The 20854-nt window shown below is 57.6% G+C and carries 18 protein-coding genes; 12 read left to right on the forward strand and 6 right to left on the reverse strand.

Annotated elements, in window-relative coordinates; translation table 11 throughout:
• Window positions 1–67: 67 nt before the first annotated feature.
• The gene (locus tag M2407_RS14345) at window positions 68–1228 is read right to left on the reverse strand and encodes a glutathionylspermidine synthase family protein (RefSeq protein WP_020828698.1); all 1161 of its coding nucleotides are present in this window, start codon (window positions 1226–1228) and stop codon (window positions 68–70) included.
• 3 nt (window positions 1229–1231) lie between these two features.
• Window positions 1232–1900, reverse strand: coding sequence for a DUF1190 family protein (locus tag M2407_RS14350; protein ID WP_020828697.1), 669 nt, complete (start codon window positions 1898–1900; stop codon window positions 1232–1234).
• A gap of 352 nt (window positions 1901–2252) precedes the next feature.
• Between M2407_RS14350 and M2407_RS14355 the strand changes: the two genes are divergently transcribed.
• Genes M2407_RS14355 through dhaM form a run of 4 tightly spaced genes read left to right on the forward strand, consistent with a single transcriptional unit; the run spans window position 2253 to window position 6569 of the window.
• A complete protein-coding gene (locus M2407_RS14355) occupies window positions 2253–3359 on the forward strand; it encodes a glycerol dehydrogenase (RefSeq protein ID WP_259218474.1) in 1107 nt (368 codons plus the stop codon).
• Between the two features lie 52 nt (window positions 3360–3411).
• A complete protein-coding gene (gene dhaK, locus M2407_RS14360; protein ID WP_041415710.1) occupies window positions 3412–4482 on the forward strand; it encodes a dihydroxyacetone kinase subunit DhaK in 1071 nt (356 codons plus the stop codon).
• 9 nt (window positions 4483–4491) lie between these two features.
• Window positions 4492–5124, forward strand: a complete 633-nt coding sequence (gene dhaL, locus M2407_RS14365; RefSeq protein WP_259218475.1) for a dihydroxyacetone kinase subunit DhaL — start codon at window positions 4492–4494, stop codon at window positions 5122–5124.
• An 11-nt stretch (window positions 5125–5135) separates the two neighbouring features.
• Window positions 5136–6569, forward strand: coding sequence for a dihydroxyacetone kinase phosphoryl donor subunit DhaM (dhaM, locus tag M2407_RS14370; RefSeq protein WP_122080260.1), 1434 nt, complete (start codon window positions 5136–5138; stop codon window positions 6567–6569).
• A gap of 8 nt (window positions 6570–6577) precedes the next feature.
• Here dhaM and dhaR read toward each other — a convergent pair whose 3' ends face one another.
• Window positions 6578–8524 carry a dihydroxyacetone kinase operon transcriptional regulator DhaR gene (dhaR, locus tag M2407_RS14375; protein WP_046372601.1) on the reverse strand — a complete coding sequence of 649 codons (1947 nt, stop codon included), beginning with the start codon at window positions 8522–8524 and terminating at the stop codon, window positions 6578–6580.
• 235 nt (window positions 8525–8759) lie between these two features.
• On the opposite strand from dhaR, the gene M2407_RS14380 reads away from it, so the two are divergent.
• Complete coding sequence (locus M2407_RS14380) at window positions 8760–9821, forward strand: mannonate dehydratase (RefSeq protein ID WP_259218599.1); 1062 nt, start codon at window positions 8760–8762, stop codon at window positions 9819–9821.
• A gap of 147 nt (window positions 9822–9968) precedes the next feature.
• On the opposite strand, the gene tolC is transcribed toward M2407_RS14380, so the two are convergent.
• Window positions 9969–11471, reverse strand: a complete 1503-nt coding sequence (gene tolC, locus M2407_RS14385) for an outer membrane channel protein TolC (RefSeq protein WP_259218476.1) — start codon at window positions 11469–11471, stop codon at window positions 9969–9971.
• 286 nt (window positions 11472–11757) lie between these two features.
• Here tolC and nudF point away from each other — a divergent pair, with 286 nt between their 5' ends.
• The 6 genes from nudF to M2407_RS14415 all read left to right on the forward strand — a co-directional run bounded on the left by nudF (window position 11758) and on the right by M2407_RS14415 (window position 17174).
• Window positions 11758–12390, forward strand: a complete 633-nt coding sequence (gene nudF, locus M2407_RS14390; RefSeq protein WP_020828689.1) for an ADP-ribose diphosphatase — start codon at window positions 11758–11760, stop codon at window positions 12388–12390.
• Window positions 12390–12815 carry a DUF1249 family protein gene (locus M2407_RS14395; RefSeq protein WP_020828688.1) on the forward strand — a complete coding sequence of 142 codons (426 nt, stop codon included), beginning with the start codon at window positions 12390–12392 and terminating at the stop codon, window positions 12813–12815. Before nudF ends, M2407_RS14395 begins: the two co-directional genes overlap by 1 nt.
• Window positions 12816–12842: 27 nt before the next feature.
• The gene (gene cpdA / locus M2407_RS14400; protein ID WP_020828687.1) at window positions 12843–13670 is read left to right on the forward strand and encodes a 3',5'-cyclic-AMP phosphodiesterase; all 828 of its coding nucleotides are present in this window, start codon (window positions 12843–12845) and stop codon (window positions 13668–13670) included.
• Window positions 13670–14254 (forward strand): esterase YqiA, encoded by a 585-nt coding sequence (gene yqiA, locus M2407_RS14405; protein ID WP_020828686.1) that lies wholly within the window; start codon window positions 13670–13672, stop codon window positions 14252–14254. The genes cpdA and yqiA overlap by 1 nt, the downstream gene beginning before the upstream one ends.
• 47 nt (window positions 14255–14301) lie before the next feature.
• Window positions 14302–16197 (forward strand): DNA topoisomerase IV subunit B, encoded by a 1896-nt coding sequence (gene parE, locus M2407_RS14410; protein ID WP_020828685.1) that lies wholly within the window; start codon window positions 14302–14304, stop codon window positions 16195–16197.
• Window positions 16198–16277: 80 nt separating this feature from the next.
• On the forward strand, window positions 16278–17174 hold the full coding sequence (locus M2407_RS14415) for a LysR substrate-binding domain-containing protein (RefSeq protein ID WP_046372605.1): 897 nt from the start codon (window positions 16278–16280) through the stop codon (window positions 17172–17174).
• Window positions 17175–17201: 27 nt separating this feature from the next.
• Here M2407_RS14415 and M2407_RS14420 read toward each other — a convergent pair whose 3' ends face one another.
• Both M2407_RS14420 and M2407_RS14425 read right to left on the reverse strand, forming a co-directional pair.
• On the reverse strand, window positions 17202–17510 hold the full coding sequence (locus M2407_RS14420) for a putative quinol monooxygenase (protein ID WP_020828683.1): 309 nt from the start codon (window positions 17508–17510) through the stop codon (window positions 17202–17204).
• Window positions 17511–17669: 159 nt separating this feature from the next.
• Window positions 17670–18251, reverse strand: coding sequence for an NAD(P)H-dependent oxidoreductase (locus M2407_RS14425; protein WP_259218479.1), 582 nt, complete (start codon window positions 18249–18251; stop codon window positions 17670–17672).
• 315 nt (window positions 18252–18566) lie between these two features.
• On the opposite strand from M2407_RS14425, the gene parC reads away from it, so the two are divergent.
• Window positions 18567–20840, forward strand: coding sequence for a DNA topoisomerase IV subunit A (parC, locus tag M2407_RS14430; RefSeq protein WP_020828681.1), 2274 nt, complete (start codon window positions 18567–18569; stop codon window positions 20838–20840).
• Window positions 20841–20854: the final 14 nt, after the last annotated feature.

The following is a 20854-nucleotide window of genomic DNA, read 5'->3' on the forward strand; positions in this document are numbered from 1 at the left end:
TAATCACCAGGCGAAATGCATAAAAAAAGCGCGATAAGATCGCGCTTTTTACCCAAGAACTGAGCCGTTAGCCGAGAATGATATGTGGATAGAAACGCGACAGATCCTGGGTGATCAGTTCACGATCTTCGCGCAGGCCGATACCGCAGGGTTGATCGTCCACCAGCCAACTGCCGATCAGCGTATAGCTGCCTTCGAACTGGGGCAGCGGGTGGAACTGCTGCACGATCATGCCTTCTTCGCCGTAAGGGCCATCGACGCTCGCGACCTGCTGGCCGTTCTGCACGATCTGGATATTGGCGCCTTCGCGTGAGAACAGCGGCTTGGTGACGTAGTGGTCAAGCTGCGGGTGCTCGTCTTCTGCAAAGTAGGCCGCCAGCAGATTTGGATGATCCGGGAACATTTCCCACAGCATCGGCAGCAGTGCCTTGTTGGAAATGATGCTTTTCCATGCCGGCTCCAGCCAGCGTACGCCGGCGTCTTCCAGCTTGGTGGAAAACATCTCGCGCAGCATGAACTCCCACGGATAAAGCTTGAACAGGTTACCGATGACCTGGTTCTGCAGGTCGGTAAACTGGCCTTTTTCACCCAGGCCAATCTCTTCCATAAACAGGAATTCGGTCGGCACGCCGGCTTCCAGCGCGCAATCTTGCAGATACTGCACTGTCCCGCGATCTTCTTCGCTGTCCTGGCAACAGGCCATATGCAGCAGGCCAAAACCGTGGTGCGCTTTCAGATCGGCGAAACGCTCGATCAGCTTTTCCTGCAGGCTGTTGTACTGATCGGATTCCGGGCTAAGGTTGCCCGCATTGATCTGATCTTCCAGCCACAGCCATTGGAAAAAGGCTGCTTCATACAGCGAAGTTGGCGTATCGGCGTTGTTCTCCAGCAGCTTGGGCGGGTTAACGCCGTCGTAGGCCAGATCGAGACGCGAATACAGCGAAGGCTGGTTGGTGCGCCATGAACTGCGCACAAATTCCCAGGTGTGTTTCGGGATGCGGAACTTGGTCATCAGCGCGTCGCTGCTGACCACTTTCTCTACCACCTGCAGGCACATCTGGTGCAATTCAGCGGTAGCGTTTTCAATTTCTTCAATCTGCGCCAGCGTGAATTGGTAATAGGCATCCTCACACCAGTAGGGTTCGCCGTACATGGTGTGGAAGCGGAAGCCAAATTCGGTGGCTTTTTCGCGCCAGTCCGGACGCTCGGTAATCGCAACGCGTTTCATGCATTAACCGCCCATGCTGCGTGAGCCGGAATTGGACGTTGCGCTGCTGCGCTGCATGCTGGTTTGCTTGGCCACGGATTCACCGAAGCCACCGCGGGTGACGGTATTGGTCACTGCCGGTTTTGGCGCCATCGCGGTTTTCGGCACCGTCATGGTGCGGCCGCCTGCGGTGGCTGGGCCGTAGCTCTTGCCACTGGCGTCAACAAACTTGCCGTTTGCCGGGCTGGCTGCATTTTTCGAGGTGAACAGCGGTTGCTGAGCAAAACCGGAGCCGCCCATCATGCGGCCCATCATGTAACCGGCCATCAGCGGCATCCAGAAGCTGCCGCTGCTCTGCGACTCTGCGGCCATGCCGGCCTGGGCCGGAGCAGGTGCCTGAGTACATTGAGCTTCGCCGAACTCGGCGACGCAGTCTTCGCGGGTTGCGTATTTCGGCGCCGTTTTCTCGGCTTCTTTCAGGGCGTTGTTATAGGCGGTGGTGCACTGCTCGCTCATGGAAGGGTTGTTGCGCGAACAGTCGTCGGCATTCTGATACATGGAGACAGTTTCATCGCTCTTCTCGCAGCCGGCCAGCATAAAGACTGCGCTGATCGCCAAAGCCACGGGGGCAACACGGTAGTTGCGCCAGGATTTGCGGAACGTCTCTTGGTTGATGTTTTTTGTCCGTTTCATCGTTAGTAATCCCATCAGTCGGGCTGTTTTCGCCCTTTCCCAGTAGTGGCCGTAAGAATAGGGGAAAGATGGTCAAAATTAAAGCTGAAACGCCCACAGAATCCACTCTTTACGCAGTTATACGTTGGGCTGTGCGCCAGCTCGCTTTACTGACTAAAAAAGCGGCGTCAGGGTTTCATTATGGAACGTGAAGGGGAAAGTAATGTTCCATAATGAAACGAAAAATCCCGAGATCGCAAAGCAAGCGGCAAGCCCTATAGTCAGTCCATAACAACGCGGCGGCACAAGACCGACGCAGCATCACCTGATATCTGAACGTTACCATCGCCAATTTCCCTACAAGGATCCGGTTATGTTGAGAATCATCCAGTCTCCAGGCAAGTACATTCAGGGTGCCAACGCATTGGCCACCGTGGGCGAATACGCCAAAAACCTTGCCGACCATTATTTCGTGATTGCCGACGACTTCGTGATGAAGCTGGCGGGCGATACCCTGATGGGCAGCCTGCAGCAGCACGGGGTGAAGCACCATGCCTGCGTGTTCAACGGCGAATGCTGCCATAAGGAAATCGACCGGCTCGGCCGGGAGCTCAAGGCTCACGGTTGTCGCGGAGTGATTGGCATCGGCGGCGGCAAAACGCTGGATACCGCCAAAGCGATTGCGTATTACCAGCATCTGCCGGTGGTGCTGATCCCGACCATCGCCTCTACCGATGCGCCGACCAGCGCGTTATCAGTGATTTATACCGAACAGGGCGAATTTGCCGAATACCTGATTTACCCACGCAATCCCGACATGGTGGTGATGGACAGTGCAATTATCGCCAAGGCCCCGGTGCGGCTGCTGGTGGCAGGCATGGGCGATGCGCTGTCGACTTATTTTGAGGCGCAGGCGTGTTTCGATGCGCAAGCCACCAGTATGGCGGGCGGCAAATCGACGCTGGCAGCCCTCAGTCTGGCGCGCTTGTGTTATGAGACGCTGTTGGCGGAGGGCGTCAAAGCCAAGCTGGCGGTCGAGGCCGGAGTGGTGACGGAGGCGGTCGAACGCATTATCGAGGCCAATACCTACCTGAGCGGCATCGGCTTTGAAAGCAGCGGATTGGCGGGAGCGCATGCCATCCACAACGGCTTTACCGTGCTTGAAGAGTGCCATCATCTGTACCACGGCGAGAAAGTGGCTTTTGGCACGCTGTCGCAGCTGGTGCTGCAAAACAGCAGCATGGAGCAGATCGAAACGGTGCTGGATTTCTGTCAGCAGCTCGGTTTGCCGATCACGCTGGCGCAAATGGGGGTTAGCGGCGATGCGGCAGAGAAAATCATGGCGGTTGCCGAAGCCAGCTGCGTTGCCGGCGAAACTATCCACAACATGCCGTTCAAGGTCACGCCGGCCAGCGTTCAGGCGGCCATTCTGACGGCAGATCGGCTGGGCAATGCCTGGCTGCAACGACACTCAAGCTGATGCCGCAGGGGCGCAGCAGGCTGCGTCCCGTGGGCCAAACGAGGAAATAACCGTGAAGAAACTGATTAATAAGGTGGAATCGGTACTGGAAGAGCAACTGCTGGGGCTGGCAGAGGCGCACCCGGAGCTGTTGGTGCATCAGGAGCCGGTGTTCGTCACTCGCGCCGACGCGCCGGTCGCGGGCAAAGTGGCGATCCTGTCCGGCGGCGGCAGCGGCCATGAGCCGATGCACTGCGGCTTTGTCGGCGAAGGCATGCTCGACGGTGCCTGCCCGGGCGAAATTTTCACCTCGCCAACGCCGGACAAAATGTACGAGTGCGGCCAGGCGATCGACGGTGGTGCCGGGGTGTTGTTGCTAATAAAAAACTATACCGGCGACGTGCTGAACTTTGAAACCGCCACCGAGCTGCTGCATGACAGCGGCGTCCAGGTGGCGACGGTGCTGGTGGACGATGACGTGGCGGTCAAAGACAGCCTGTTCACCGCCGGACGTCGCGGGGTGGCCAATACCGTGCTGATGGAAAAATTGCTCGGTGCGGCAGCGGCGCGCGGCGACGATCTGGATAGCCTGGTGACGCTGGGCCACAGCATCAACAATCACGGGCATTCGATCGGCATCGCATTGGGAGCCTGTACCGTACCGGCCGCCGGCAAGCCCTCGTTCGTGCTGGCGGAAAACGAGATGGAGTTTGGCGTCGGCATTCACGGCGAGCCGGGCATTGCACGGCGTCCGTTTACCACCCTCAATGCGGCGGTGGACGACATGTTCCATACCCTGATAGACCATGGCCATTACCAGCGCACCCTCCGCGTTTGGGATCGTCAGCAGGGGGAATGGCGTGATGAAGCGCAAACCAAGCAGCCGCTGACGCGCGGCGATCGCGTGATTGCATTGGTGAATAACCTGGGTGCGACACCTTTGTCCGAGCTGTATGGCGTCTATCACCGTCTGGCGGAGCGTTGTGCCGAAGCAGGCCTGATCGTCGAACGCAGCCTGATCGGTTCTTACTGCACGTCGCTGGACATGCAAGGGGTTTCAATCACGCTGCTGAAGGTGGATGACGAGTTGTTGTCGCTGTGGGATGCGCCGGTGAAAACGCCTGCGCTGCGTTGGGGTTGCTGAGGAGGAATTATGGCGTTAACCAAACAACAAGTGGTCGATTGGCTGATGCGTTGCGGCGAAGTGTTTACTCAGCAGCGCGATTTCTTGACCCGGCTGGATACCGAGATCGGCGACGCCGACCACGGGCTTAATATGAACCGCGGCTTCAACAAGGTGGTGGAGAAACTGCCTTCGGTGGCGGACAAAGACATTGGTTTTATCCTGAAAAACACCGGCATGACGCTGCTGTCCAGCGTGGGCGGCGCCAGCGGTCCGCTGTTTGGCACCTTCTTCATCCGTGCGGCGCAGGCGGCGAATGCCAAGCAGAGCCTGGATCTGGCGGAGCTGCATCAACTGATGCAGGAAGGCGTTGACGGCGTAGTAATGCGCGGCAAGGCGGAACCGGGTGATAAAACCATGTGCGATGCCTGGTGGGCGGTGGTGGACAGCCTTGGTCAGTCGGTTGAGCAGCAGCTTGGCGTCGCGGAAGCCCTGCAGCGCGCCAGTGAGCGGGTAGAGCAGGCGGTCGAAAGCACTATCACCATGCAGGCGCGCAAAGGGCGAGCCAGCTATCTGGGTGAGCGCAGCATCGGTCATCAGGACCCGGGCGCGACTTCGGTGATGCTGATGATGAAAACGCTGGCAGAGGTCGCCGGCCAATAGCAGGAGGCGAGATGATCAATATCGTTGTTGTTTCACACAGTGCGCAGTTGGCTCGCGGCGTTGAGGAACTGGCATTGCAGATGATGCGTGGCGACGGCTGCAAACTGGCGCTGGCAGCGGGTGTCGATGATGCGGAGCATCCGATAGGCACCGATGCGATCAAGGTGATGGAGGCGATAGAGTCGGTGGCTGAGGGCGCGGGCATTGTGGTGCTGATGGACCTGGGCAGCGCGCTGTTGAGCGCCGAAACCGCCATCGATCTGCTGGATCCGGCGCTAGCCGCCAAAGTCAGGCTGTGTTCGGCGCCGTTGGTTGAAGGGACGCTGGCCGCCGTGGTTGCCGCAAATGCCGGCGCGGGGCTGGAGCAGGTGCTGGCCGAGGCGCAAGGCGCGCTGCAGGCCAAGCAGGCGCAACTGGGCGAGGGTACTGCGCCCGTGGTCAAAAAGGTTGAATTACCGCTGACGCAGGGGAAAAGCGTCAGTTGGACGGTGCAGAACCCACATGGGCTGCACGCCCGCCCGGCGGCCCGGCTGGCGGAAGCGCTGGCGCCGTTCGATGCCGAACTGGTGCTGGAAAAGCAGGGGCAGTGCGCCAATCCTCGCAGCCTTAACCAACTGGCATTGTTGCAGGTGCGTCATGGCGACACCATCCGGCTGATTGCCGACGGTGCGCAGGCCGACCAGGCGCTGGCGGCCTTTAGCGCATTGGCGGAGCAGCACTTTGGCGAAACGGTCTCTGAGCAAAGCTTACCTTCGCTGCACGGTATCCCGGTGGCGGAAAGCGTCACCAGCGGCCCGGTTTGGCAGGCGTACAGCTTCTGCCCGGCGATCACCGAACGCCAGATTGGCGCCGATGACGTACTCAACGAACAGCAGCGGCTGCGTGAAGCGCTGCAACATACGCTAAGCGATTTGAACCGCCTGGCGGAGCGCACCGGCTCGTTGATTGGCAAGCCGCAGGCGGCGATTTTCGGCGCGCACAGCATGTTGCTGGACGATCCGGACCTGCAACAGGCGGCCTATACCCGCATTGCCCGTCAGCAATGCAGTGCCGAGCAGGCCTGGCAGCAGGAGATGGAAGCGATAGCCGAGGAGTATCGCGCGCTGGACGACGAATATATGCGGGCGCGTGAGCTGGATGTGCGCGACATGCTGCGCCGCACCTTGAGCCATTTGCAGCAGCAGCCGTTGCCGTTAATCACGCTGACCACACCGTCGATTCTGGTGATGGACGAACTGATGCCGTCTGACGTGGTGATGTTAGATCGCCGGCTGGTGCTGGGCATCTGCCTGAGCGGTGGCAATGCGCTGTCGCACAGCGCGATCCTCGCTAAGGCGATGGGGATCCCGATGGTGATTGGCATGCACGACTGCATGAGCAAAACCCGCAACGGCCAAAAAGCGATGCTGGATGCGGCACGCGGGGTATTGCAGCTCAGCCACTGACGGCCGCCTCAGGCGCGCAGCTTAAACTGGCGGATATCAATCTGATACTGTTTGATTTTCCGCCACAGCGTAGTGCGGCCAATCCCCAGCAACTGCGCCATTTCATTCAACTGCCCGCGGCTGACGTTGGCCGCGCGAATGATCGCCTGGCGCTCCATTTCCGCCAATGTTAACAGCGGCATACCCGGCTGCGGATCGCTTTCCAGTAAGGGTTGTTGACCGAGCAGGTGCTCGGGCAGATCGGCCAGTTGCAGGTGGTGGCCGTGGCACATCATCGCCGTGCGCTCCACCACGCCTTTCAGCTCCAGATCGTTGCCGGGCCACAGATAGAGCCCAAGTTGGGTCATCACCTCGTCGTCTACCCGGAAGCGGCACTGGAAATGCTGTTCCAGCGTACGCAGATGATGCTTCACCAACAGTGGAATATCGCTCAGGCGCTGGCGTAACGCCGGGATCTGGATCTCGAACGCCTGCAGGCTGTAAAACAGCTGACGGCGAAAGCGATTTTGCTGCACCAGCAATGGCAGATCGGCGGCGCTGCTGGCGATCACCCGCACGTCGACGGGGATCACCCGGTTAGAGTTGAGCCGCATTACCACGCCGGTTTTCAGCACCTGTAACAGTGCCGACTGCATTTCCATCGGCAAATACTCAATCTGCTCCAGGTACAGCGTCCCGCCGTTGGCCAGTTCAAACTTGCTGAGCTGGCCCGCTTCCTCTTCGTTGGCGTCGCTGCCCAGCAGCTCGCGCAGCCCCTGGGCCTCCGGCAATAGCTGACAGTTGAGGGCAATATAGGGCCCGGCGGCGCGATCGCTGGCATTGTGGATCGCCTGGCTGAGCTGTTCCTTGCCGACGCCTTCTTCGCCACACAGCAAAATGGGATGCTGCCCCTTCGCCGCCTGTTGGCCATAGCGGATCAAGCGACGCATCTCCAGCGAGGCGGACGGCATCTGTTCAAAGCTGTGGCTGACGCGCCCCAATTGGCTGCTGACATACTGGCGCAGCCTTTCCAGCGGGTGCAGCAGGGCGATAAAGCTGCAGCGCTCGCCGTCGAAGATCGGCTTCAGGGTCAATAGCGTTGCGATAAACTGCCGCTGGCTCTCAAAGGTGACTTCAACGTGCTGCAGCGCCTGACGCTGGGCGATAGCTCGGTTGAGCAACGCGGGCAGCGTCAGCAGCTGTGTCAGCGGTTTGCCCTGGCTTTGCTGCTCATCCAGTTTCAACAGGGTGGCGGCACGCTGGTTGATGTACTGCAGGTAGCCGCGGTGGTCCCAGGCCATAACGCCGTCATCCACGCCGTCGAGCAGGCCGTAAAGCTGGTTCAGGTGGCGGTTGGACTCGGCAAGGAGGCCATCGGCATTCAGCGAATTGCCGATTTCGCGTGCCAGTGCCAGCGTCAGGGACAGATCGCCGGCGGCGCAGTCGGCCAGCAGACAGCCCAGCGCAATTGACCCGCGTTGACGGCCGCTGTTGTCATAGACCGGGGTGGCGCAGAATGACCAGTCGTGCAGCGCCTGACGCACGTGCTCGCTGCCGCGTACCTGTATCGGATGCCCCTCCGACGCCGCCAGCGACGGTGCATTGGTGCCGATATCACCTTCCGCCCAGTAGGCGCCGGGGGTAAACCCCAACAGCTGCAGACGTTCGCGAGTCAGGACATCGCCGCACAGCCACAGCATGCAGCCGCTTTCGTCGAGGATAGCCAACAGGCAGCGGCGCTGTTCCATGTATTCGCAGGCGTCCTCCAACGCTGCCTGGCCGAGCGTCAGCAGATCGTTCTTACGCTGGCAGATTGACGCAAAAGTCGCGCCCAGCGCGCAGTGGGGGGCTTTCCACACCGCAGGCTGCATCAGGCTGCGACAACGTAGCCAGGAAGCATAAATTGCCGGAGCAGGGCGCTGGGCCGGCGGCAGTTCGCCTTCGATCAGGCGTTGCCAGCGTGAAGTGTTCTCCATCGGATCCCATCCAAACGAGATAAAGCGATAGCCGTGATGATATCACCCCCTCTTCTTTTCGACGGTTTGCCGTTGCCATATTGACGATGAAGATCACATCGCAGTGATTTGCCGCTTTTCTGTTATTTTTATTTCTCATAACCTGTCATACAGGTTGATAGCTTCTGCCTGAGGGGCAGGGTACGAATCCGTAATCGGTGATAAATAAAATTTTTTTTCTTCAGGAGATAAGGTGATGAAACTGGGTTTCGGTCTGTACAAGCATATGCTGGATGATGAGCACTTTGCCTTTGCTCGCCAGTGCGGTGCGACGCATGTCGTGGTGCACATGGTGGATTACTTTCATCGAAACGATCGTTTTTCTCGTTCGAATCAGCCCGTGGGCGATACTCAAGGGTGGGGAACGGCACAGGCGGAGATCTGGAGCACGGAAGATCTGCTCGATATTCGTGCCCGGATGGAGAAATTCGGCCTGACATTTTTTGCCATCGAAAACTTCGATCCCTGTCATTGGGACGACATTCTGTTTGATGGCCCCAAAAAAACTCAGCAGATAGAAACGGTTAAACAAATTATTCGCAATGTGGGTGCCGCCGGTATTCCCGTTTTTGGCTATAACTTCAGCCTGGCCGGGGTCGCCGGTCGAATAGAGGAAAATAAAGCGCGTGGCGGAGCAAAAACCGTTGGGCTAAACGGAGCCAATGAGCAAACAGAAAGCCCGCTACCGGCCAGCATGGCGTGGAATATGGTGGTGGATGAAAACGCTACAGGGTTGAGAGAGGTGACGACGAAAGAGCAGCTTTGGCAGCGTCTTGAGTGGTTCCTGGCGCAGATTGTCCCGGTGGCGGAAGAGGCTGGCGTCAGGCTGGCAGCGCATCCGGATGATCCACCGCTCGAGTTTGTACGCGGTCAGCCGCGGTTGGTCAATCAACCGCATTTGTATCAAAAATTGCTGAATTTGCAACCCAGCCACGCGAATGCGCTGGAATTCTGCCTTGGCACTATCGCCGAAATGTCAGCGGGGGATGTTTACCAGGCGGTGGAGCAGTACGCACAACAGGATGCCATTGCCTATATCCACTTTCGCAATGTGAAAGGCAAGGTGCCGTACTACCATGAAACCTTTATCGATGAAGGTGATATAGACATGCCGAAGGTGTTGCGAGTGCTGAAAGAGTGCAAATTTAACGGTGTACTGATCCCCGATCATTCGCCGCAGATGAGCTGTGAGGCGCCATGGCACTCGGGTATGGCCTATGCGATGGGATACATGAAAGCACTTATGCAGGTTATTTGAGCCTTTTCTCGATTTTCAGCCAGTTCTTCTGCCCAAACGCCCAGAAGTGAATTCCTGCTATTGGGGCTGAGGATCCAAATCTATAAGCCGAGACAAAAAAAACGGGGCTGGCAGATGCCATACCCCGTTTTCAATGCTGTGCGCGAATCAGTTGCGGAATGGATTACCGCTGTTGCGTACAGGCGGAGTGGTTGTGCTCACCGGCGCAGAGATCCGGGTAGCGGCAACCGGTGCCGGCGCTGCGCTTTGCTGTGCAGGCGCATTATCCTGATAACCGTCGGCATAAGCGTCTTGCGCCGTGGTCGGTGGCGCTACCACGTCTTGCGAGGTAGAGATTGGTTTGCCCAACGCACCGTTCAACAGCATCAGGTCGTTCTCGTTCAAGGTACCGAGTGCGAACTTGATGTTCAACTGGTTGATCAGATAGGTATAACGCGCGCTGGAGAGCTGTTGCTTGGCGTTATACAGCGTGGTGGTGGCATCCAGCACGTCGACGATGGTGCGGGTACCGACCTGATAACCTGCTTCCATTGCATCCAGTGAACTCTGAGCCGACACCACTGCCTGTTTGTAGGCGTTGATGCTACTGATCGAGGCGTTCACGTTATTGAACGAGGAACGAACAGTCTGCACCACATTACGGTGCGCACTTTCCAGTTGCTCACTGGCGCCGACGAAGTTGTACTGTGCTTGTTGCACCTGCGAGTTGGTCTGGCCACCGCTGTAAAGCGGCATATTAAAGCTCAGGCCCACTTTGTTCTGACCAATATCGGCGTCTGGCGTTGAATTACGCGAGCCGTTGTTTTTGGTGTTACTGACTGCTGTGGACGCATTGAAGTCAATCGTTGGCATATAGCCGGTTTGCGCAGAGCGGATCTGCTCGCGGGCCAGATCCTGGCTCAGACGGGCGGATAACAGGCTCAGGTTGCGGCTTTCGGCCTCTTTCAGCAGATTATTCACTGCTTCCGGGCGCTGGGTGCTGAAACGGTCGGTATTCAGCGAAGCCAGTTCCGGGTAGAAGGTGCCGGTGACCTGGCGCAGTTTTTCCAACGCGTTATCCAGCGTGTTACGGGCAGTGACTTCCGCCGCCAGCACCGTATCGTAGTTGGAACGGGCGTTCTGCACGTCGGTGATCGCTACCAGACCAACGTTAAAGCGCTGAGTGGTTTGATCCAGGGTGCGATATACCGCCTGTTTCTGCGCTTGGGTATAGGACAGTGAATCGATGGCGCTCAGCACGTTGAAATAGGCGGTGGCGGTATCGAGGATCAGCTGTTGCGACGAAGTCTGGAAGGTCACGTCGGAGATGCCGGCAGTTTTTTCCTGTAGCGTCAGCGCGCGCCATTTCGACATGTCGAAGATGGTCTGGGTCAACGCCAGTGAACCACTTGTGGCATCGCTGTTCTTATCGCGACTGTCACGGTAGCCATTGGTGTGGGTATAACCCGCACTTAACCCCAACTGTGGCAGTAAGGGGCTGCGCGCTTCGTTGATTTTTTCGAATGCGGCGTCACGGTCAGCGGCGGTTTTGCGCAGATCCGGGTTACTTTCCCTGGCCTGTTTGTAGACCTGCAGCAGGTTCTCTGCCTGGCTCATTGCACTGAAGCCGCCCAGGCTCAGTCCGATAAGAAGGGGGAGCAGTTTCTTCATTTGCATTCCTTGTTGTGCAGCAATATTGCTATGTAGTTAGCGCTGACGATAGACGAAATAGTTGCCGATTCTAACAGAGTCTGTTGTACGCATAAGGTGGCGGAATGTGCCATCTTGCGTAACTTTTACCTTTCAGGCCGCCTGTTTACCTTAGTTCAACTGGCTGCGTACGTCACACCTGATATCATGGCTCACAATCTATCATAAAGCCGCGGAAGATTATCCCGCCGTTTCTGTCATCAAAACTGTTTATTTTATCGGCATACTCACGCAGGAGAATTCGCTTATGAGCCACTCGCAGCCATCGCCCGTTACTCTCGATAAAAATGATGTAGAAATTATTGCACGTGAGACACTTTACCGTGGTTTTTTTTCACTCAATTTATATCGCTTTCGTCACCGTTTATTCAACGGCGATATGAGCCCGGAGATTAAGCGCGAAATTTTCGAGCGTGGGCACGCGGCGGTGCTGCTGCCTTATGACCCGGTGCGTGACGAAGTGGTGCTGATTGAACAACTGCGCATCGCTGCGGTCGATACCAGTAGCTCGCCCTGGCTACTGGAAATGGTGGCGGGTATGATCGAAACCGGCGAAAGCGTTGAAGACGTGTGCCGCCGCGAAGCGCAGGAAGAAGCCGGCGTGACGGTCGGGCGCTGCAAGCCGGTGCTGAGTTATCTGGCGAGCCCAGGCGGCACCAGCGAGCGCTTGTCGATCATGGTCGGCGAGGTGGATGCCACCACGGCGGAAGGTATCCATGGACTGGAAGAAGAGCATGAAGATATCCGTGTCCATGTGGTCAGCCGCGAACAGGCTTACCGCTGGGTTGAAGAGGGCGCGATTGATAACGCGGCATCAGTGATTGCATTGCAGTGGCTGGCGTTGCACCATGAATCGTTGAGAAAAGAGTGGGCCAACTAATGAAACAGCGCTATACCCCTGATTTCCCCGAAATGATGAGATTGTGCGAAACCAACTTCGCGCAATTGCGCCGCTTGTTGCCGCGCAACGATGAAGTGGGCGAAACGGTGACTTATCAGGTGAGTGGCGCCAGTTATCGTCTGACTATTGTTGAATCCACACGCTATACCTCGCTGGTGCAGATTGAGCAGACCGTCCCGGCGGTCAGCTACTGGAGCCTGCCTGCCATGACGGTGCGCCTGTATCATGACGCGATGGTTGCGGAAGTGTGTTCAAGTCAGCAGATCTATCGCTTTAAAGCGCGTTATGATTATCCCAACAAAAAGTTGCATCAACGCGACGAAAAGCATCAAATTAACCAGTTTCTTGCTGATTGGTTGCGCTACTGTTTGGCGCATGGAGCGATGGCGGTTCCGGTTTGTTAGACAGACTGAGATAACAAAGGACACCATTTGGAAAGCCTGTTTAAACCGACCGTGGCAAGTGGGGCCAGGGTCAGGATTCTGCAAATAACAGATACCCACCTTTTTGCCGGCGAAAATGAGACTTTGCTCGGCATCAATACCTATCGCAGCTATCACGCGGTGTTGGACGCCATTTTGGCGCAGCAGCGTGATTTTGATTTGGTCGTCGCCACCGGTGATTTGGCCCAGGATCATTCATTGGCTGCCTACCGGCATTTTGCCGAAGGTATTGCCCGTCTGCCGGCGCCTTGCGTCTGGTTGCCGGGTAACCATGACTTTCAGCCGGCGATGGTCGACGCATTGGCCGCCGCTGGTATCGCCCCGTCAAAGCAGGTGCTGGTGGGCGACCACTGGCAGGTGTTGCTGCTGGACAGTCAGGTTTTCGGCGTGCCGCACGGCGAACTGAGCGAGTACCAGCTTGAGTGGATGGAGCGCTGCCTGCAGGCCTATCCCGAGCGCTATACCCTGATGCTGCTGCACCATCATCCGCTGCCTTCCGGCTGCACCTGGCTCGATCAGCACAGCCTGCGCAACCCACACATGCTGGGTGCTGTGCTGCTGCGCTACCCGAAAGTGAACACGCTGCTGTGCGGGCATATTCACCAGGAGCTGGATCTGGAGTGGCAGGGGCGTCGTCTGCTGGCGTCGCCCTCTACCTGCGTGCAGTTCAAACCGCACTGCACCAATTTTACCATCGACGATGTTTCGCCCGGCTGGCGCTATCTTGACTTGCTGCCGGACGGCCGTATCGAGACGCAGGTTTTCCGATTGGAAAACGACGACTTCCGCCCCGACATGGATTCGGATGGGTACTGATGCCTTCTACGCTGCTCTATCTGCACGGTTTTAACAGTTCGCCGTACTCGGCCAAAGCGACGTCCTTCAAGGCGTGGCTGGCCGAGCATCATCCGCATATCGAAATGTTGGTCCCACAGCTGCCAGTCTTTCCGGCTGAAGCCGCCGAAATGATCGAGAATCTGGTGATGGAGCGTGCCGGGCAGACGATGGGCCTGGTTGGTTCCTCGCTGGGTGGCTACTACGCGACCTGGCTTTCGCAGTGTTTTTCACTGCCAGCGGTAGTGGTTAACCCTGCCGTGAAGCCGTTTGAGCTGCTGATTGACTACCTTGGCGAAAACGAGAACCCCTACACCGGCCAGCAATATGTGTTAGAGTCACGACACGTTTACGATCTGAAAACGATGCAGATCGATCCCTTGGAGTCACCGGATTTAATCTGGTTGCTGCAACAAACGGGCGATGAAATTCTCGATTATGGGCAAGCGGTGGCCTATTACACTGCGTGCCGTCAGACGGTGGAATCGGGTGGAAACCACGCTTTCGTCGGTTTCGAGCACTACTTCCCCCAGATTGTGGATTTTTTAGGGCTCAACGCTGTCTGAGCAGACGGTTCCGGCACCTTCCTTTAACCACGAAAAAATAATCAACGATGACTCAATCCAGCTATAACGCTGATGCCATTGAAGTACTCAGCGGTCTAGAACCAGTGCGCCGTCGTCCCGGCATGTATACCGACACGACGCGCCCCAATCACCTCGGCCAAGAGGTGATAGATAACAGTGTCGATGAAGCTTTGGCCGGTCACGCCAAGCGCATCGACGTGATTTTGCACGCCGATCAGTCACTGGAAGTGATCGACGACGGCCGCGGCATGCCGGTGGATATCCACCCTGAAGAAGGCGTACCTGCGGTTGAGTTGATCATGTGTCGTCTGCACGCCGGCGGTAAATTCTCCAATAAAAACTACCAGTTCTCCGGCGGTCTGCACGGCGTGGGGATCTCGGTGGTTAACGCCCTGTCGAAACGGGTGGAAGTCAACGTCAAGCGTGACGGTAACGTCTACAGCATTGCCTTCGAAAACGGCGACAAGGTGCAGGAATTGGCAGTGACCGGCAGCTGCGGCAAGCGCAATACCGGCACCAGCATCCACTTCTGGCCTGACGAGCAGTTCTTCGACAGCCCGCGTTTCTCGGTATCGCGCCTCAGCCACCTGCTGAAGGCCAAAGCGGTGCTGTGCCCCGGCGTTGAAATTTACTTCATCGACAAGCTGAACAACACCGAGCAACGTTGGTGCTATCAGGACGGCCTGACCGATTACCTGATGGAAGCGGTTAACGGCTTGATCACCCTGCCGGAAGCGGCCTTTGTCGGTAACTTCTCCGGCGATACCGAGGCGGTGGACTGGGCGTTGCTGTGGCTGCCGGAAGGCGGTGAGCTGCTGACCGAAAGCTACGTCAACCTGATCCCGACCATGCAGGGCGGTACCCACGTCAACGGCCTGCGTCAGGGCCTGCTGGACGCGATGCGTGAGTTCTGCGAATTCCGCAATATTCTGCCGCGCGGCGTTAAGCTGTCCGCCGAAGATATCTGGGACCGCTGCGCCTATGTGCTGTCGGTCAAGATGCAGGATCCGCAGTTCGCCGGCCAGACCAAAGAACGTTTGTCTTCGCGCCAGTGCGCGGCCTTTGTTTCCGGCGTGGTGAAAGACGCCTTCAGCCTGTGGCTGAACCAGAACGTTCAGGCGGCGGAACAATTGGCCGAGTTGGCGATTTCCAGCGCCCAGCGGCGTTTGCGTGCCGCCAAAAAAGTGGTGCGCAAGAAGCTGACCAGCGGGCCGGCATTGCCGGGCAAACTGGCCGACTGTACGTCGCAGGATCTGAACATGACCGAACTGTTCCTGGTAGAAGGGGACTCGGCGGGCGGTTCAGCCAAGCAGGCGCGCGATCGCGAATATCAGGCGATCATGCCGCTGAAAGGCAAAATCCTCAACACCTGGGAAGTGTCTTCGGACGAAGTGCTGGCCTCGCAGGAAGTGCACGACATTTCCGTGGCGATCGGCATTGACCCGGACAGCGAAGATCTTAGCCAACTGCGTTACGGTAAAATCTGTATCCTGGCGGATGCGGACTCCGACGGTTTGCATATCGCCACGCTGCTGTGCGCGCTGTTCGTGCGTCACTTCCGTTCGCTGGTGAAGGGCGGCCACGTGTATGTGGCGATGCCGCCTCTGTACCGTATCGATCTGGGCAAAGAGGTGTACTACGCGCTGGACGAAGAAGAGAAAGCCGGCGTGCTGGAGCAGTTGAAGCGCAAAAAGGGCAAGCCTAACGTTCAGCGCTTTAAAGGGCTGGGCGAGATGAACCCATTGCAGCTGCGTGAAACCACGCTCGATCCGAATACCCGCCGTCTGGTGCAATTGACGGTGAGTGACGACGATGTGGATCAGACGCTGGCGATGATGGACATGCTGCTGGCCAAGAAGCGTTCAGAAGACCGCCGTAACTGGCTGCAGGACAAAGGCGATATGGCCGAGCTTTCTGTCTGACTGTCAGGCCCGGCTTCCCCGCCGGGCCTTCTTTCCGCAGGGGCGCTGCGTGCGGCACCCGACCACTCTGGGCGGCATGCATGAAAATCACCCTCGAAGAGTTACTGGCCTTTACCACCGTCGTTGACAGCGGCTCCATCACTGCCGCAGCCGAACAGCTCGGTCAGACCACCTCCGGCATCAGCCGCGCACTCAGCCGGTTGGAAAAAAAACTCGATACGACCCTGATGCGCCGCACCACGCGTCGACTGGAACTGACCGAAGAAGGCCAGAATTTTCTCAGCCACGCGCGTGAGATTATCCACTCGGTGGAAAATGCCGAAGAGCAAATGGCGCTGCGCAGGTTGATCCCTGCCGGGAAACTGCGGGTCAACGCTGCCGCTCCGTTTATGGAACACGTGATCGTGCCGCTGGTAGCCGGTTTCCGGCAAAGCTATCCGCAGATTGAGCTGGAACTGAATACCGATAACCTGATCATCGATCTGCTGGAAAAGCGCACCGACATTGCCATTCGCATTGGCGCGCTGCGGGACTCGACCATTCATGCACGTCTGTTGGGCTCCAGCCGCTTGCGTATTCTCGCCAGCCCGGAATACCTCGCGCGTTATGGTACGCCGGGCAGCGTGGAAGCGCTGCGCGAGCACTGCCTGCTCGGGTTCACCCAGCCGGAGTCGCTCAACCTGTGGCCGTTGCGCTATCAGCAGGCGCAGCATTTTGCCATTACCCCGACAATTTCGGCTTCCAGCGGTGAAACCCTGCGTCAGTTGGCGTTACGGGGGGAAGGGATAGTGCAATTGGCGGATTTCATGACGCGAGACGATCAGCGTGCGGGGCGACTTATACCCTTGCTGGAACAGGAAACGCTGGATGTGCGCCAACCGATTAATGCGGTGTATTACCGCAATACCCAGTTGGCGGCGCGTATTACCTGTTTTCTGGACTACGTCAGTGCGCATATTGATGCGCAGACGCTGTAGAAAACGGCTGGCTGTTCCCAACCGGTCTTACAGGGCGTTGCCCAGCACGTGAATGGTCACGCCCAGCACGCTGTCTTTGATGGTGTCACGATGACGGTGCATGTGAGCGATATCCAGATGCTTTTCCAGATGCGCCTGACTGGCCCATTTCTCCAGCATAAACACCGAGTCCGGCGACAGCTTCTGCCATGGCGCCTGGGTGTGGCTGTCGATCATCGGCGTGTATTCGCTACAGCCATCTTCTGCCAGTACCAGCGGGACCAGTTTCTCAATCGCCTTCAGAACCGTTTCACGGTGGCCCGGCTTGGTTTTGATTTCTGCAATTACGGTGATCATCATTACCTCATTGGTTGACGTGTATTCCCATCATACTTCAAGCAGCCTCTTTGTTGGCTGTCCGTATTTACCCCGGTCACGTACCACTTGTACGCTCCCGCGGATGCGTTTGGTTGCCGCCTTGATGCAACTTGAATTATCTCGGGAATAACCTATCAGTTAAGCAAAAATTTCGGTCAGATGCGCGCGATAACGTGCGATGTCGCTGTCGATATCCGGTTGTTTAATCACATCATTACAGATAAAGGTCGGCAGCGCTTCCATTCCCAGGAACTGATTGGCCTTATGGAAATGCAGATACACGCCGTCGACGCCGACGCCATGGAAGAACTGGTCCGGGTCGGTAAAGGCTTCCAGCGGGGCGTTCCAGGTCAGGCTCAGCATGTATTTCTTGCCCTGGATCAGGCCGCCGGAGCCGTACTTCTTGCCGGCGTCTGAGCGGGTACGACCGTCGCTGGCGTACAGGCTGCCGTGCCCGGCGGTGAACACTTCATCGATGTATTTTTTCAGGATCCACGGCTCGCCCATCCACCAGCCCGGCATTTGATAAATCACCACGTCGGCCCACAGGTATTTTTGCACCTCGGCCTCGATGTCGTAACCGTCGTCGACGACGGTGACCTGCACCTGGTGCGGTACATCGCGCAGGAAGCTTTCCGCCACCTCGCTCAGGGTTTGATTGAGTTCGCCGTTGGAATGGCCAAACTGCTTTTTAGCATTGATAATCAGGATATTGCTCATTATTCACGGCTCCTGTCAGAATTAGAATGTGTGATGTTCTCCGCGCCGGGGGCGGGAAACATTTCGCTGAGAAGCAGTGTAATCGTTAGCAATACAAGTAAAAATGCGATCCAGCGCACAACAGTGTTGACTGTGAGTCAATAAATGCACCACCGCATAGCGCTATTTTGCACAAAACTGCCTGATACACCGGCTTCGCCGGATGATTGCTGTGCCATCTGTGACAGCTACCCTGCTGATGGGTTACTATCGCAGGCAGAATCAACCCTTTGTCGTCCAGGGATTGCCAAGCCACGGTCTGAGGATAATTGAGTAATGAGTGATCTGACTCATGACGGTGTAGAGCGTTTACCGCTGCACACATTCACTGAAAACGCCTATCTGAACTATTCCATGTACGTCATCATGGATCGGGCGTTGCCGTACATCGGTGACGGTTTGAAGCCGGTACAACGCCGCATCATCTACGCCATGTCGGAACTGGGGCTGAGCAACAGCGCCAAATTCAAAAAATCCGCCCGTACCGTCGGTGATGTGCTGGGTAAATACCATCCGCACGGCGACAGCGCCTGTTATGAAGCTATGGTATTGATGGCGCAGCCATTCTCTTATCGCTATCCGCTGGTAGACGGCCAGGGGAACTGGGGTGCGCCGGACGATCCGAAATCCTTCGCCGCGATGCGTTATACCGAATCGCGCCTGTCCAAATATGCGGAAGTGTTGCTGGCCGAGCTGGGTCAGGGCACCGTTGACTGGGTGCCGAACTTTGACGGCACTATGCAAGAACCGAAGATGTTGCCGGCACGTCTGCCCAACATTCTGCTGAACGGCACCACCGGCATTGCCGTGGGCATGGCGACCGATATCCCTCCGCACAACGTGCGTGAAGTGGCCGCCGCTGCGGTGGAGCTGCTCGAGCGGCCGGGTGCTTCGCTTGAAGACCTGCTCGAGTTCGTGCAGGGGCCGGACTTCCCGACCGAAGCCGAGATCATCACGCCGCGCGATGAAATTCGCAAAATCTATCAAAATGGCCGCGGTTCAGTGCGTATGCGCGCCGTTTGGAAGAAAGAAGACGGCAGCGCGGTGATTACCGCCTTGCCGCACCAGGTTTCCGGCGCCAAGGTGCTGGAGCAGATTGCCAGCCAGATGCGCGCCAAAAAGCTGCCGATGGTTGAAGATCTGCGTGATGAATCCGATCACGAGAACCCAACGCGGCTGGTGATCGTGCCACGTTCCAACCGTATCGATTTGGAACAGGTGATGAACCACCTGTTTGCGACTACCGATCTGGAACGCAGCTACCGCATCAACATGAACATGATCGGTCTGGACAACCGCCCGCAGGTCAAGGGGCTGGTAGAAATCCTGACCGAGTGGCTGGCGTTCCGTCGCGATACGGTACGCCGTCGTCTGAACTACCGCCTGGAAAAAGTGCTGAAACGCCTGCACATCCTCGAAGGTTTGCTGGTGGCGTTCCTCAATATCGATGAAGTGATCAACATCATCCGTACTGAGGACGAACCCAAGCCGGTGCTGATGGCGCGTTTTGGTATTTCAGACACTCAGGCCGAGGCCATCCTCGAACTGAAACTTCGCCATTTGGCGAAGCTGGAAGAGTTCAAGATCCGCGGTGAGCAGGACGAACTGGCCAAAGAGCGCGATCAACTGCAGGCGCTGCTGGCCTCCGAACGTAAGCTGAACACTCTGATCAAGAAAGAGATCCAGGCCGATGCATTGGCCTACGGCGACGATCGCCGCTCGCCGATTACCGAGCGTTCGGAAGCCAAGGCGATGAGTGAACACGACTTCGTGCCTTCTGAGCCGGTGACCATTGTGCTGTCTGAAATGGGCTGGGTGCGCAGCGCCAAGGGCCACGATATCGACCCAAGCGGCCTGAGCTACAAGGCGGGCGACAGCTTCCGCAGCGCGGCGCGCGGCAAAACCAACCAGCCGGTGGTGTTTATCGACTCCACCGGACGCAGCTACGCGCTTGATCCGCTGACGCTGCCTTCGGCACGCGGGCAGGGCGAGCCGCTGACCGGTAAGCTGACGCCTCCGCCGGGCGCCACCATTGAGCAGGTGCTGATGGCGGCGGACGACCAAAAACTGCTGATGGCTTCCGACGCCGGCTACGGCTTCGTTTGTACCTTCAACGATTTGGTGGCACGCAACCGTGCCGGCAAGGCGATGATTACTCTGCCGGACAACGCCAAAGCGCTGGCGCCGATGGAGATCCACGGTGACGACGATATGCTGCTGTCGATCACCGCAGCCGGTCGCATGCTGCTGTTCCCGGTTGCCGATCTGCCTCAGCTGTCGAAGGGCAAAGGTAACAAGATTGTCTCTATCCCGTCGGCGCAGGCCGCCTCCGGTGAAGACAAGCTGACATGGCTGTTCGTGTTGCCGCCGCAGACCTCTGTGACGCTGCATGTGGGTAAACGCAAGCTGACGCTGCGTCCGGAAGATTTGCAGAAGTTCCGTGCGGAGCGGGGCCGTAAAGGCACCTCACTGCCACGTGGCCTGCAGCGTATCGATCGCGTAGAGATCGACGCGCCTGCACGAGCGCCGACGGGCGACAGCGAAGAGTAACCCTGAGGGAATAA

It is taken from the genome of Serratia sp. BIGb0234 (assembly GCF_024809915.1).
Classification (GTDB): Bacteria; Pseudomonadota; Gammaproteobacteria; order Enterobacterales; family Enterobacteriaceae; genus Serratia; species Serratia liquefaciens.